We start from the raw sequence: 13,793 nt of genomic DNA on the forward strand, positions 1-13,793 counted from the left end.
CGTCAATGTTGATCACTGGGGGCACGGGCTCCTTCGGCAAGGCCTTCGTGCGCCACGCCCTCGACCATCTCGGCGTGCGCCGCCTGGTCGTCTTCTCCCGCGACGAGCTCAAGCAGTACGAGGCCCGGCAGCTGTTCGGCGAGGACGAGCGGCTGCGCTGGTTCATCGGCGACGTGCGCGACCGCGACCGGCTGACCCGCGCCATGCACGGCATCGACTACGTCGTCCACGCCGCCGCGCTCAAGCAGGTCGACACGGCCGAGTACAACCCCTTCGAATACGTCAGGACCAACATCGCCGGCTCGCAGAACGTGGTCGAGGCGGCGATCGACTGCGGCGTGCGCAAGGTCGTGGCGCTGTCGACGGACAAGGCCTCCGGCCCCGTCAACCTGTACGGCGCGACCAAGCTCGTCGCCGACAAGCTCTTCGTCTCCGCCAACCACTACGCCGCCGGCCACGTCACCAGGTTCGCCGTGGTCCGCTACGGCAACGTGGTGGGCAGCCGGGGCTCGGTCGTGCCGTTCTTCCTGCGCCTGGCCAGGGAGGGCGCGAGCCTGCCGATCACCGACAAGCGGATGACCCGCTTCTGGATCACGCTCGAGCAGGCGGTCGGGTTCGTCGTCGACTCCTTCGACATGATGCAGGGCGGCGAGCTGTACGTGCCGCGCATCCCGAGCATGCGCATCACCGACCTGGCCGAGGCGCTGGCCCCGGGAAGCCCGATGGAGGAGATCGGCATCCGGCCGGGCGAGAAGCTGCACGAGGAGATGATCGGCCCCGACGACGGCAGGCGCACGCTGCGCCTCGCCGACCGTTATGTGGTCCAGCCGACGATCGCGACCTGGGGCTACGTCCCGCCGCAGGGCGGTGAGGTGCTCCCCGAGGGATTCGCCTACCGCTCCGACACCAACGACCGGTGGCTGTCGGTCGAGGACCTGCGCGCCATGGTGATGGTGAGCGCCTGATGCTGCCCTACGGACGCCAGTCGATCGACGAGGCCGACATCGCGGCCGTCTGCGAGGTGCTGCGCGGCGACTGGCTGACGACGGGTCCCGCCGTCGCGCGGTTCGAGCGCGAGCTGGCCGCGTGGACGGGCGGGGTGCCGTGCGTCAGCGTCACCTCGGGGACGGCGGCGCTGCACGTCGCCTACGCGGCGGCGGGGATCGGGGCGGGTGACGAGGTGGTCACCTCACCGCTGACGTTCGTCGCCACCGCGGCCACGGCGGTGCTGCTCGGGGCCAAGGTGGTCTTCGCCGACGTGGAGCCGGGCACCGGCACCCTCGACCCGGGCGCGGCCGCCGCCGCGGTGACGGCGCGGACCCGCGCGATCACCGCCGTCGACTACGCGGGTCACCCCGCCGACTACGACGAGTTGCGCCGGGTCGCCGACGGGTGCGGCGCGCTGCTGGTCGGCGATGCCGCCCACTCGATCGGGGCCGCCTATCGCGGGCGGGCGGTCGGCTCGGTCTGCGACCTGACGACGTTCTCGTTCTTCCCCACCAAGACAGTCACGACGGCCGAGGGCGGCGCGGTCGCCGTGCGTGACGCCGAGCTGTTCCGGCGCGCGGCGATGTTCAGGAACCACGGCCTGGTCCGTGACCAGGCCCTGCAGCGCGACCCCGAGGTGGGCGGCTGGCATCAGGAGGTGCACGCCTTCGGGCTCAACTACCGGCTGCCCGACGTGCTGTGCGCGCTCGGCATCAGCCAGCTGCGCCGCCTGCCCGCGTTCATGGCGCGCAGGGCCGAGCTGGTGGCGCGCTACACGAAGCTGCTGGGCGGGGTGCCGGGCCTCACGCTGCCCGTCCAGCGCGACCACGTCACGCCCTCGTGGCATCTCTACCCCGTCCGGATCCATGACGGGCGGCGGCGCGAGGTCTACGACAGGATGCGCGCCGCCGGCATCGGGGTCCAGGTCAACTACATCCCCGCCTACTGGCATCCGGTCTTCGAGGACCTCGGCTACCGCCGCGGCCTGTGCCCCGAGGCCGAGGCGTACTACAGCGAGCAGCTGTCGCTGCCGCTCTTCCCCGACCTGACCGACGGCGACCAAGACCGCGTCGTCGAGTGCCTGGCGGGCATCCTCAGCCGGCGCTCCGCTCCCTGATCATGAGGCAGCCGTCCTCGCCCCTGTCGACGAGGTAGCGCCGGTCGCCGACCTCGGCCTCGGGCTTGGCCGCGGTCTCCACCACGAGCCTGACGATCCTGCCCTGGTCGATGACGACGTCCCACCAGGCCTCCTCCTGCTGGGAGTCGTCGATCGCGGCGAAGGACAGGCGGCTGGTGAAGGTGTTGCCGTCCAGGTCGACGGGGAAGTAGATCTCCTCGCCGTCGTGCCGGCGGATCAGGCGCAGGACGGGCTCGCCGTCGCCCAGCGCGTGCAGCTCTCCCGACACCACGAGCCGGTCGTCCTCGACGTGGCATTCGCGCACGACGGCGTCGCGCCGCAGCAGCCGGATCCCCCACGCGCCGCGGAAGGACCGCACCGGCACCAGCCACCGGCCGCCCATGCGGACGGGCACCGGTGTCGAGGGCGGATCCCAGCGCACGCCACCGACCTTGCCCTCCAGGCACAGCCCTGGACGGCGCAGCTCCACGCGCAGGTCCCAGTGGCCGACCCCGCGGGCGGGCAGCGCGGCGGGGTCGATCATGAACGCGAAGTCGTAGCCGCTCTCCAGCGCCGCGCCGGCGCCCCAGGCGATCCTGTCCCAGGAGGGGAAGGCCGTCGCCTGGCCCAGCGGTATCCTCGCGCCGCTCTTGCGCTCCCGCAGCGACACGCTGAGCCTGGCCCGGCCGAGGGCGCCGGCGTCGAACCTGCCGATCGCGGCCCTCCCCTCGCCGCGCAGCTTCCCGTCCTGCCAGTCCAGCCGGACCAGTCGGGAGGTCAGGGACAGGTCACGGGACAGCGGCGTCAGATGGCCCGGCAGCTGGGGGTGCTCGGCGACCCAGCGCCGTCCCCGCAGGCCGGACCTGCGCATCAGAGGCTGCAGGGCGCCGCTCTCCACCTCGTCGACGACGTCCAGCAGCGGGCCGAGCTCGCGCCGGCGCAGGAGGTGGACCAGCAGCCGGCGCGCCCACGGCAGGTCGAGCCAGCCCGAGAGCGGGACCTGGTCGAGGTAGGAGACGGCCAGGTCGACGATGTCGGGAGGCAGCGCGTCGCCGTGGTGGGCGACGGCCTCCACCACCACCTGCATGTCGATGTCGAGGGTGTCGGTGTCGAAGGCGGCGGCCAGCTTCGGCGCGCCTCCGCGCAGGATCCTGGAGGCGTCGCACACCGACAGCAGCCGGTCGCGCAGGTTGTCCGGCTCGAGCTTGCGCTGCGTGATGGACGAGTCGGCCTCGTCGCGCTGCCGCCAGTGGTAGACGACCTCCCGCAGCACGTCGACGGAGGCGGCGCGGACGTGCGCGGCCATGGTGACCGGCTGGTCCTCGTACATCCGGTCGGGGAAGGCCAGGCGCAGCTCGTCCCAGAACGCGCGCCGGAAGACCTTGTTCCACACCATGCGGTCGCGGATCAGCAGCGGATGGCGGGTGATGTGGGTGCGCTTCATCGAGGTCCTGAAGGCCTGCCGGTGCGCCCATGACGGCACCAGCTGCCCGCCGATGAGCCGCTTGGCGTTGCCGCAGGCCAGGTCGGAGCCGGTCGACTCGAGCGAGCCGACCAGCCTGCGCAGCGCGTCACGGGGCACCACGTCGTCGCCGTCGACGAAGGCGAGGTAGCGGCGCGTCGCGTGGCGCACCCCGACGTTGCGGGCCATGCCGGGACCGGTGTTGCGCTGTCTGATCAGGCGGAACCTGTCGTCGGCCGCGCACAGCGCCGCCGCCACCGCCGCGCCGCCGTCCGTCGATCCGTCGTCGACGCAGATCACCTCGAGGTCGCGCAGGCTCTGCGCCGCCACCGACTTCAGGCACTCGCCGACGTACTTCTCCACGTTGTGGAAGGGAATGATCACCGAAAGCACAGCGACCCCCTTCAACCGGAGAACGTACGGAGGACCCTGCGGGCCAGCCGTCTGGGGCGCGCCAGCCTGCGCGACAGCCGGTGACGCAGCGACCTGCGGACGGCCTGCGCCTTGCGCTGCGCCTTCTTCAGCTTCGCCTTGGTCTTCCTGAGGTCGCGCTCGCGGTAGGTCAGCTTGGTCTCCAGCCTGGACACCCTGGCCTGGGAGTCGGTCAGCCGCCGGTGGAGGTGGTCGCGGGCGTCGAGCAGCTCGCGGTAGTCGGGCGGCGTCTGGCCTGGCTCGATGACCGCGCCGATCTCCTCCTCCAGTTCGACGGCCGCCACCAGGTGTTCCTTGTCGCACGGGATCCCGCACATGCCGGCCAGCGTGAGCGCGAGCTGGTCGGCCTCGACCGGCCACGGCCACGGGTGGTGGTGGCCGGCGGCGAGCAGCCGTACGGCGAAGCGCCACAGGATCCGGCAGAGCACCACCTCGACGGCGGGCGCGTCGTCCAGCGTCCACCCCTCCTCGGCCAGCCGCAGGCGCTCGCCGTCCCAGACGAGGTTGTCGGTGGTCCCGAAGACCGCGACCGCGGGATCCTCGCCCTTCACCCACGCGCCGAGCACGGCGAAGGTGCGCCTGAGCGCCCGCAGGTCGTCACGGGCGCACCCCTCCAGCAGGATCTCCTCCAGCACCCTGCCGTGCGGGATGGGTGTGCGGGCGGCCGGATCCGCCAGGCGCACCCGTCCGGCGGCGGGCGGCGCCGACATCACCGTACGGCTCCAGCCGTGGCCGCCGTAGACCACCTCGTGCACCACGGGGCCGCTCTGGAGCAGGCCCATCGGCAGGATGGCGTGGTGGGCGGCGACCGGGCCCTTGGCCGCGACGGTCACCCACAGCGGGGCCAGCCGGTCGGCCAGGTCGTGCCGGAAGGCGGTGCGAGTCAGGTGGAGCGGGTCGGCGACGATCATCCTCGCGTCGTAGCCCCTGGCGCTGAGGGGGACGGCGAGCGCGTCCGGCGGGCGCTGGGCCAGCACGTGGGTGGCCAGCAGCGCGCGCGGCGCCTCACGCGTGGGGTAGGCCGCGTAGCACGTCTCCGTGGCGAAGCGCAGCGCGTGGAGCTCCAGCTCGACCGTCTCGGGGCCGTTGGGGTAGGTGACGTCGAAGCCGTGGGGCGTCCACTGGGAGTCGTCGCCCTCGCGGCCGGCGGGCCTGGCCGACACGAACCGGTCCACGCCCAGGTCGTTCTCCACGCCCAGGACCAGCCGCCCGCCCTCGGCGACCAGCTCCGACAGCGCGGCGAGCGTCTCCCGCCAGGTCTGCGGCGGCTCCTCGGCCGAGTGCAGGGCGGCGATCCCGTCGAAGGCGAGCACCAGGTCGTACGGCGCGGCCTGCGCGAGCGTGTCCAGCCTGCCGCAGTAGACGCTCGCCGCCGGATGCCTGGTGGCCAGCGCGCAGGCGTCCGGGTATGAGCGCAGCAGCGCCGACAGCGACCCGGCCCGCGCGGCGACCAGGTCGAACAGGCCCTGGGGATGCGGTCCGACGACCAGTACCCGGCCCCGTTCGGGCACCAGGAGGGACACCAGTTGCGTGGCGACGGCCCCCCAGTCCCTGGCCTGTGTCAGATCCGACCACAACAGCATCTCGCCACCGATCAACTGGACATTGTCCGGCGTCGTGTTCACGCGCATCGCGCCTTTCTCCATCCGAACAGGCGTCGCAGCTCTTCCGGGCTCGCCTGGTAGTCGAAACCGAGCTCGCGCCGGGCCACCTCGCGGGCGAGCTCGCGATCGACGCGCACGCCGTGCAGGTCGGGCCACAGGCGCATCCGGCGCTCTGTGCCGCCGTACTCGGGACGTTCGTCCTCGTACTGCATCGGGTCCCCGTACACGGCGATGTCACAGCCGACGGACGCGCCGTAGAACAGGGCGCTGCCCAGCCGGTTGGAGGCGACCCTGCGGTGGCGGCGCAGCTCGGCCAGCTGCCCGCGCAGGAAGTCGCGGCCCTTGCCGTCCCAGCGCGAGCCCCGGTGACCGTGGCTGATGACACGGAATCCGGCCGATTCGTAGGCCCGCCTGATGCCCGCGTCGCCGTACTCGAGCCAGTAGAGGCAGACGGTCACCGGCCCGGTCTCCACCTCGCGGATCTCCGCCGCGAGCCTGGCGTGGTCGCCGTTGACCGAGCTCTTCTCCCAGCCGTGGAAGGGGTACCAGATCGTGCCCTCGCGCTCGTCCTCCGGCACCCGTCCCAGGTCCGGCTCCAGGTGGAGCAGGTAAACCCAGGGCGCGCCGATGAGGTAGTGCTGCCTGCGGCCCATCGACCAGCCTCTGCGGCGCAGCACGTCGGACCAGACGAACCGGGGGTAGCCGGGGCTGCACCACTTGTCGTTGGGCGGGAAGCCGTGAAGGTAGTTCCAGCCGTGTTGCACGAATCCCTGAATACGTTGGGGCGTTCCCTGAGCCATCCCGCAGTAGCGTCCGAAGATCTGTGAGTGCCCGTACCAGTGATTGGATTCGTCCACACCGAACCTCCTCGTGAGCCTGCGTTCGGCTGACGTTTCCATTCGCCCCCGTGAGCCGCGCGGCTCTATACCCATCCATTACTCGCGGTGGAAGTTGCCTTCACGCGCCGCCCCCCTGCCCACCGCCGCGACGCTACACTGCGTTTCGATTCTGTCGCACATAGTGAGGAAACATGAGACATCTCGATCGTCTGCGCGTCGTCTTCCGCAGCGCGCTCAACCTGCCGGACGGCACCGACGTCGACGCGCTGGAGTATCGCGGCGTCCCGCAGTGGGACTCCCTGGGCCACATGGCGCTCGTGGCCGCGATGGAGGACGAGTTCGACATCGTGATCGACACCGACGACATGCTCGACATGAGCTCGTTCGGCAAGGCCGTGCTGCTGCTGGAGAAGCAGGGTGTCGCGGCCTGAGCCGCGGGTCGCCCTCGTCACCGGCTCCACCAAGGGCATCGGCAGGGCGGTCGCGGCCAGGCTCGCGGCCACCGGGCACGAGGTGGTCGTCCACGGCCGCGCGGCCGAGGCGGCGGAGAAGGCGGCGGCGGAGCTGGCCGAGCGGACCGGCGGGGCGGTCGGCGCCGTCCACGGCGACGTGGCCGATCCCGACGCCGTCGCCGCCATGATGCGCGAGGTCCACCGCAGGCACCGGCGGCTCGACGCGTTGGTGATCAACGCGGGTGTCCATGAGGCGGCCCTGCTGGGCATGATGCGCGGCGCGTCGGTGAGCCGCCTGTTCGAGGTCAACGCCATGGGCGCGACGCACACCCTGCAGGCCGCGGTGAAGCTGCTGCGCAGGGGCACGGCTCCGGCCGTGGTCCTCGTCTCGTCCGTCATGGGCGCCAGGGGCGGCGCGGGACAGGCCGTCTACTCCGCCACCAAGGCCGCCGTGCTCGGTCTCACGCTGGCCGCGGCCAAGGAGCTCGGGCCGTCGGGGATCAGGGTCAACGCCGTCGCGCCCGGCTTCGTCGAGACCGGCATGCTGGAGTCGCTGGACGAGCCCGGCCGCGCCGCCACGATCGCCGCCACGCCGCTCGGCAGGCTCGGCAGGCCGGACGACGTCGCCGCGAGCGTGGCCTTCCTGCTGTCGGCCGAGGCGGCTTTCGTCACGGGTCAGGTCCTCGGCGTCGACGGCGGCCTGGTGCTCTGACCCCGTCCGGCGCCCCGCAGCAGGAGCGCCGCGCGACGACCGGTGCCCGGCAGGGCAGGAAGGCACAGCCAATGGACCCGTTCCCCCACCCGCACGCGAGTCTCGTCGTGGCGGAAACGCAGGACGTGCTCGGCGCCGACGAGCTGACCGCGCGCATCGCCGACGCGGCGCGGAAGCTGGCCGCGGCGCCACCGGGGCCGCTGTTCCTCGGCATGCGCAACGACCTGCCGTCCGTGCTCGCCTATCTGGCCGCGCTGCGCTCGGGCAGGCCCGTCGCCCTGCTCGACCCCGCCCTTCCGGCGGCCGTGCTCGCCGACCTGACCGACCGCTTCGCGCCCGCCGCCGTCGCGGGGTTCCAGCCCACCACCGCGGGGTTCGAGCCCGCCGCCGTCGCGGGGTTCCAGCCCACCACCGCGGGGTTCGAGCCCACCGCCGTCGCGGGGTTCCAGCCCACCACCGCGGGGTTCGAGCCCACCGCCGTCGCGGGGTTCCAGCCCACCACCGCGGGGTGCGAGCCCGCCGCCGTCGCGGGGTTCGCCGTCGCGCACCGGCCGCGGCCGCGCGCCGCCCCCGACCCGCATCCCGACCTGGCCGTCCTGCTGACCACGTCGGGCTCCACCGGCAACCCCAAGCTCGTCCGGCTCTCGCACCGGGCCGTCATGGCCAACGCCCGCGCCATCGCCCAGGCCCTGCGCCTGACCCCCGCCGACGTGGCACCCACCAGCCTGCCGCTCCACTACAGCTACGGCCTGTCGGTGCTCAACAGCCATCTGGCGGCCGGCGCCACCATCGTGCTCACCGGCGCGAGCCTGCTCGAACGGCCCTTCTGGCGGCAGCTGGCCGAGCATCGCTGCACCTCGCTGGCGGGCGTGCCGTACCAGTACGAGATGCTGCGCCGGCTGCGCTTCGACCCCGCCGCCCATCCCGCGCTGACCACGCTGACCCAGGCCGGCGGCAGGCTGCGCCCCGAGCTGGTCGCCGAGTTCGCCGCCAAGGTCGACCGGTTCTTCGTGATGTACGGCCAGACCGAGGCCACCGCCCGCATCGCCGTGCTGCCCCCCGAGCGCCTGCCGGACAAGCTCGGCTCGGCGGGTGTCGCGCTGCCCGGCGGCGCGCTCGGCGTCGAGAACGGCGAGATCGTCTACCGCGGCCCCAACGTGATGATGGGCTACGCCACGAGCGCGGCCGACCTGGCCAGAGGCGACGACCTGGGCGGCGTGCTGAGGACCGGCGACCTGGGGTATGTCGACGAGGAGGGGTTCCTGTTCGTCACCGGCCGGGTGAAGCGCATCGCCAAGGTCTACGGGGTGCGCGTCAACCTCGACGACGTGGAGCGGCTCCTGCGCGACTGCGGCCCCGTCGCGGCCACCGGGGGCGACGACAGGGTGACGGTGTGGACCGAGGGCCTGGACCGGGGCGCGCGCGAGGCGCTGGCCCGGCGGCTGGCCGGCGAGCTGCGCCTGCACTGGAGCGGCTTCGACGTGCGAGAGGTGGACCGGCTGCCGCTCCTCGCCACCGGAAAGATCGACTATCGAGCGCTGGAGGCCCGCGCATGAGCGTCTTCACCCTGACCCAGGCGGCCAAGGAGGCGGCGCTGCTGCCCCAGCTGGCCGCCATGACCGAGCGGCACAGGCGCGACTGCGAGCCGTACCGGCGGATCATGGCGGCGATCGGGGCGGCGCCGCCGTACGCGTCGGTCGCCGACCTGCCGTGGCTGCCGGTGCGACTGTTCAAGACGCACGAGCTGCGCAGCGTCCCGCCGGAGCGGGTGTTCAGGGTGCTGACCTCCAGCGGGACGAGCGGGCAGCGGCCCAGCCGCGTCCACCTCGACAGGGAGGCGGCGGCCACGCAGACCCGCATGCTGGCGGCCACCATGCGGGTCGTGCTCGGCGAGCGGCGGCTGCCCATGCTCGTCGCCGACAGCCGGGCGGTCGTGCGCGATCCGACGCTGAGCGCGCGCGGCGCGGGCGTGCTCGGCATGATGACCTTCGGCAGGGACCACGCCTTCGCCCTCGACGAGGAGGGCAGGCCCGATCCGCGGGCGGTCGCGGGCTTCCTCGCCGAGCACGGGCGCGAGCCTTTCCTGATCTTCGGGTTCACCTTCATGGTCTGGCTCTACCTGCGCGAGCTGGAGGCCGACCTGTCCAACGGGATCCTGGTCCACTCCGGCGGCTGGAAGAAGCTGGCCGACCAGGCGGTCGACAACGCCGCCTTCCGCCGCCACTTCGCCGAGCGCACGGGGCTGACCGCCGTGCACAATTTCTACGGCATGGTCGAGCAGATCGGCACCGTCTACCTGGAGGGCCCCGACGGCGGCGGGCTGTACTGCCCCGACTTCGCCGACGTGGTGGTCCGCGACCCCGCCACCTGGCAGGAGGCGCCGGTGGGTGTGCCCGGCGTGATCGAGGTGGTCAGCACGCTGCCCACCTCCTATCCGGGGCACGTGCTCCTGACCGAGGACCTCGGGGTGGTCCACGGCGTCGACGACGGGGTGTGGCCCGGCAAGAGGTTCTCCGTCCTGGGCCGGCTGCCCAGGGCGGAGGCGCGCGGATGCGGCGACACGTTCGGAGCGGCGGCCTGATGATCGACATCCTGTTCCCCGTCGCCGGCAGGTCGACGCCCGAGACGCTGGTCGCCGAGCTGGCCGCCCCGCCCGCCGGCGGGCCCCTGGTGGTCGGCGACGACCGGATGCGCGCCTTCCTCACCACCTTCGGCGCCAGGCTGCTCAGCCCCGCGATCTCCCGCCGCCACCCCGAGCTGGGCTCGCTCGGGTTCTTCCTGCGCCGCGTCGAGCTGGCCAGGGCCATCGACCTGCTCGACGGCGAGCACCTGAGGGTGCCGCGCGGGCTGGTCTTCCACGTGCCCCCGGCCAACGTCGACACCGTCTTCGTCTACTCGTGGGCGCTGTCGGCGCTCATGGGCAACCACAACGTCGTACGGCTGTCGCCGCGCTCGGGAGCGGTCGCCCGCACCATCGTCGACACCCTCGCCAGGGCCCTGCGCGACGCCGACCCGGCCGTCGCGCAGACGCAGCGGATCGTCTCCTACGACCGTTCCGAGGAGGCCACCGCCGCCTTCTCGGCCGCCTGCGACCTGCGGGTCATCTGGGGCGGCGACGCCGCCGTCACGGCCATCCGGCGCCACCCGCTCGCGCCCCGCGCCCGCGACCTGACCTTCCCCGACCGCTCGTCTTTCGCCGTCATCCGGTCGGTGGCGTGGCTGGGCAGCTCGCCGGCCGTACGGGCGGCCGCCGCCGAGGGCTTCGCCAACGACTCCTACTGGTTCGACCAGGCGGCGTGCTCGTCTCCCCGGACGGTGTTCTGGGTCGGCTCGGCCGCCGACACCGACAAGGCGCACGCCGACTTCACGCTGCGGCTGGCCGGGGCGATCGCCGCCCGCGGCTGGAACGTCGACGCGGCCATGGCGGTCGAGAAGCGCGTGGCCACCTACGGGATGGCGGCCGACGGCGACGGAAAGTCGATCACCTTCCACGGCAACACGCTGGCCGAGGTACGGCTGGCGACCCCCACGGCGATGCCGAGGCGCTGGCTCGGCATGGGCACCTTCGCGCACACCAGGCTCGCCGACCTGGCCGAGCTGGTGCCGCTCATCGAGCGCAAGGACCAGACGATGACGCACTTCGGCTTCGCGAAGGACGAGCTCGAGACGCTGGCCAAGGCGCTGGCCGGGCGGGGCGTCGACCGCATGGTGCCCTTCGGCTCGGCGCTGACCTTCCACCGGGTGTGGGACGGGGTGGACCTGCCCTCCGAGTTCACCCGCATGGTGACGGTCCACGCGCCGGTCCAGGACCGGCCGCCCGCCCGGACCGACGCGCGCGGAGGCGGAGACGCCCGCGGGAGCAGTGACCCGCGCGGGAGCAGTGACCCGCGCGGGAGCAGTGACCCGCGCGGGAGCGGTGACCGGCGTGGGGGCAGTGACCGGCGTGGGGGCAGCCGCGGGCAGTGACACGCGCGGGGGCACTCGCGATGGGGCACGATAGACGAGGTCCGTTGATCCCCCGTCGATGGAGGTGCCCGATGTTCTCGCGCGGTCTCGTCACAGCCGCCATGACCGCCGCGCTCCTGCCGGCCTTCCCCGCGCACGCGACCCTCCCGGCGCCACCCGCGCGGGCCGCCCTCCACGGCGGTGCGGCGGCCACGGTCGACTGCGCCAAGGTCAAGTGCCTGGCGCTGACCTTCGACGACGGGCCGGGGGCCGCGACCGGCACGCTGCTGACCACCTTGCGGAAGTCGGGCGTCAAGGCCACGTTCTTCCTCATGGGCAAGCACGTCGAGGAGCGGCCCGCACTGGTGAAACGCATGGCGGCCGAAGGCCACGAGATCGGCAACCACACCTGGTCGCACCCGAGCCTTCCCACGCTGTTCGACGAGGAGATCACCACGGAGCTGAAGGCGACCCAGGACGCCGTCGCCCAGGTGACCGGCAGGGCGCCGAGGCTGTTCCGCCCGCCGTACGGGCAGACCGACGACCGGGTGGCGGCGCTGGCCGGCGACGAGGGGATGGCGCAGGTGCTGTGGACCGGCACCACGCTCGACTGGAAGCTGCGCGACGAGAAGAAGATCAGGGCGGTGGTGCTCAAGCTGGCCAGGCGCGACGGCGTCATCCTGATGCACGACGTGGTCCCGCAGACCGTGCGGGTGATGCCGGCGCTGGTCAAGGAGCTGAAGAAACGCGGCTACCATCTCGTGACGGTGTCGGCGCTGCTCCAGGGGCGCAGGCTCGCACCAGGTGAGACCTACCCCTAGCCCGTTTTGCGCCGATCCACTTCCCTCCGGACAATAACCTCGATGATCGTCGAACGCTCCACGGCACGGATCTTCCTCAGTGTTCAGGCAGTGCTCCTGCTGTGGTGGGCCGCGTACTACCCCGGTCTGTTCAGCCGCGACTCCGTCCTCTACCTGAGCCACACCATCGTGGGCCCATGGGTGAGTGACCACTCCGTCCTCTACGACGCGATGCTGTGGCTGAGCGTGAAGCTCACGGGCGCCGTCAGCCCGGTGACGCTGCTGCAGACCACGGCGATGGCGATGGCGGTCTCGCTCCTCGCGCAGGAGCTCAAGGGGCTCGGCGCGCCGAGGATCCCGACGACCGTGGCCGCGGTCCTGCTGCCGTTCGCGCCGCCGTTCGGGGCCTTCTCGGTGACGTTCTGGAAGGACGTGCCGTTCACCGCCTGCATCATCGGCATCACGGCCGTCTGCGCGCGGATCGCCAGGAACAAGGGCCCGACCCGAGGGACACTGCTCGCGCTCGGCGCCGTGATGCTGGGCGCGGGGTTGTTCAGGGCCAACGGGTTCCTGGTCGTGGGCATCGTGGTGGCGGTGCTGCTGGTCATCGGCAAGGGGTTCAGGAAGCGGCTGGCGGCGGTGGGGCTGCTCGCCGCGGGCGTGCCCGTCCTGCTCACCAACCTCGTCCTGCCCCAGGTCGGCATCGTGCCGCCGTCGCGCACGTTCGTCTACCACACCGCCTACGGCGACATCGCGGTGGCCTGGAAGGAGCGGACGGACCTGTTCACCACGCGGGACGTGGCGCTCATGGCCCAGATCGTGCCGCTCGAACGCTGGTGGAGAGGCGGCAACTGCAACACGATCAACCCGCTGATCTGGCGCGGCGACTTCGACTGGCGGCGCTCCGACGAGCTCAGCCCGCAGGTGATGGAGCTGTGGAAACGCATCCTCCTGCAGGCGCCCGACCAGGTGGTCAAGACCAGGTTGTGCAGGGGCGCGATCGCGTGGCGGCCGGGGGCCGACCGCTGGTCGGAGGGCGGCGAGACCTACCACTTCTCTCGCCGGTGGTTCGCCTGGGAGTACGTCGGGCCGGACATGATCGAGCGGCATCCCGAGCTCGAGAGCTTCAACCTGAGCCCGCTGTCGTGGCCGCTGCACGACCTGGCCGACGGGTGGCTGTCGGCCTCCTTCGAGCCCGACCTCGACTGGCTGGTGTGGCGGGGGCCGATCTGGTGCTACGCCGCGTACGTGGCGCTCGCCGCGGCGGCATGGCTGCGCGGCAACCGGTGGGTGCTCGGCATCGCGGCGGCGATCCTCGGCCAGCAGCTCGCGGTGCTCGCCAACATCTCCGCCCAGGACTTCCGCTACATGGCCTCGCCGATCTTCATCGGCTTCCTCATGCTTCCTCTGCTTGTGCGCTTCTGGCGAGCGGGGCGCCGGTAG

At 72.4% G+C, this 13,793-nt stretch carries 12 protein-coding genes; 9 read left to right on the forward strand and 3 right to left on the reverse strand.

Annotated elements, in window-relative coordinates; translation table 11 throughout:
- Positions 1-5 precede the first annotated feature (5 nt).
- Positions 6-965 (forward strand): UDP-N-acetylglucosamine 4,6-dehydratase (inverting), encoded by a 960-nt coding sequence (gene pseB, locus ABZX22_RS05590; protein WP_354906340.1) that lies wholly within the window; start codon positions 6-8, stop codon positions 963-965.
- Complete coding sequence (locus ABZX22_RS05595) at positions 965-2,104, forward strand: DegT/DnrJ/EryC1/StrS family aminotransferase (RefSeq protein WP_354906342.1); 1,140 nt, start codon at positions 965-967, stop codon at positions 2,102-2,104. The genes pseB and ABZX22_RS05595 overlap by 1 nt, the downstream gene beginning before the upstream one ends.
- On the opposite strand, the gene ABZX22_RS05600 is transcribed toward ABZX22_RS05595, so the two are convergent.
- From ABZX22_RS05600 to ABZX22_RS05610, 3 genes are read right to left on the reverse strand one after another with little or no spacing between them, the layout of a single operon-like run.
- Positions 2,082-3,959 carry a glycosyltransferase family 2 protein gene (locus tag ABZX22_RS05600; RefSeq protein ID WP_354906343.1) on the reverse strand — a complete coding sequence of 626 codons (1,878 nt, stop codon included), beginning with the start codon at positions 3,957-3,959 and terminating at the stop codon, positions 2,082-2,084. The genes ABZX22_RS05595 and ABZX22_RS05600 overlap by 23 nt on opposite strands.
- Positions 3,960-3,970: 11 nt before the next feature.
- Positions 3,971-5,629: a hypothetical protein gene (locus ABZX22_RS05605; protein ID WP_354906345.1), complete on the reverse strand. Its 1,659-nt coding sequence runs from the start codon at positions 5,627-5,629 to the stop codon at positions 3,971-3,973.
- Positions 5,620-6,459, reverse strand: coding sequence for a hypothetical protein (locus ABZX22_RS05610; protein ID WP_354906346.1), 840 nt, complete (start codon positions 6,457-6,459; stop codon positions 5,620-5,622). Before ABZX22_RS05610 ends, ABZX22_RS05605 begins: the two co-directional genes overlap by 10 nt.
- 173 nt (positions 6,460-6,632) lie before the next feature.
- On the opposite strand from ABZX22_RS05610, the gene ABZX22_RS05615 reads away from it, so the two are divergent.
- The 7 genes from ABZX22_RS05615 (at position 6,633) to ABZX22_RS05645 (ending at position 13,793) form a co-directional block, all read left to right on the forward strand.
- Positions 6,633-6,872: an acyl carrier protein gene (locus tag ABZX22_RS05615; protein ID WP_354906348.1), complete on the forward strand. Its 240-nt coding sequence runs from the start codon at positions 6,633-6,635 to the stop codon at positions 6,870-6,872.
- Positions 6,859-7,605, forward strand: a complete 747-nt coding sequence (locus ABZX22_RS05620) for an SDR family oxidoreductase (protein ID WP_354906350.1) — start codon at positions 6,859-6,861, stop codon at positions 7,603-7,605. Before ABZX22_RS05615 ends, ABZX22_RS05620 begins: the two co-directional genes overlap by 14 nt.
- A gap of 71 nt (positions 7,606-7,676) precedes the next feature.
- Positions 7,677-9,161, forward strand: coding sequence for an AMP-binding protein (locus ABZX22_RS05625; RefSeq protein WP_354906351.1), 1,485 nt, complete (start codon positions 7,677-7,679; stop codon positions 9,159-9,161).
- On the forward strand, positions 9,158-10,186 hold the full coding sequence (locus ABZX22_RS05630) for an acyl-protein synthetase (RefSeq protein WP_354906352.1): 1,029 nt from the start codon (positions 9,158-9,160) through the stop codon (positions 10,184-10,186). Before ABZX22_RS05625 ends, ABZX22_RS05630 begins: the two co-directional genes overlap by 4 nt.
- Complete coding sequence (locus ABZX22_RS05635) at positions 10,186-11,571, forward strand: acyl-CoA reductase (RefSeq protein ID WP_354906353.1); 1,386 nt, start codon at positions 10,186-10,188, stop codon at positions 11,569-11,571. Before ABZX22_RS05630 ends, ABZX22_RS05635 begins: the two co-directional genes overlap by 1 nt.
- Before the next feature lie 71 nt (positions 11,572-11,642).
- Positions 11,643-12,371, forward strand: a complete 729-nt coding sequence (locus tag ABZX22_RS05640) for a polysaccharide deacetylase family protein (protein ID WP_354906355.1) — start codon at positions 11,643-11,645, stop codon at positions 12,369-12,371.
- A gap of 42 nt (positions 12,372-12,413) precedes the next feature.
- Positions 12,414-13,793 (forward strand): hypothetical protein, encoded by a 1,380-nt coding sequence (locus ABZX22_RS05645; RefSeq protein ID WP_354906357.1) that lies wholly within the window; start codon positions 12,414-12,416, stop codon positions 13,791-13,793.

The sequence above is a fragment of the Nonomuraea sp. NPDC003804 genome (assembly GCF_040610675.1).
Classification (GTDB): domain Bacteria; phylum Actinomycetota; class Actinomycetes; order Streptosporangiales; family Streptosporangiaceae; genus Nonomuraea.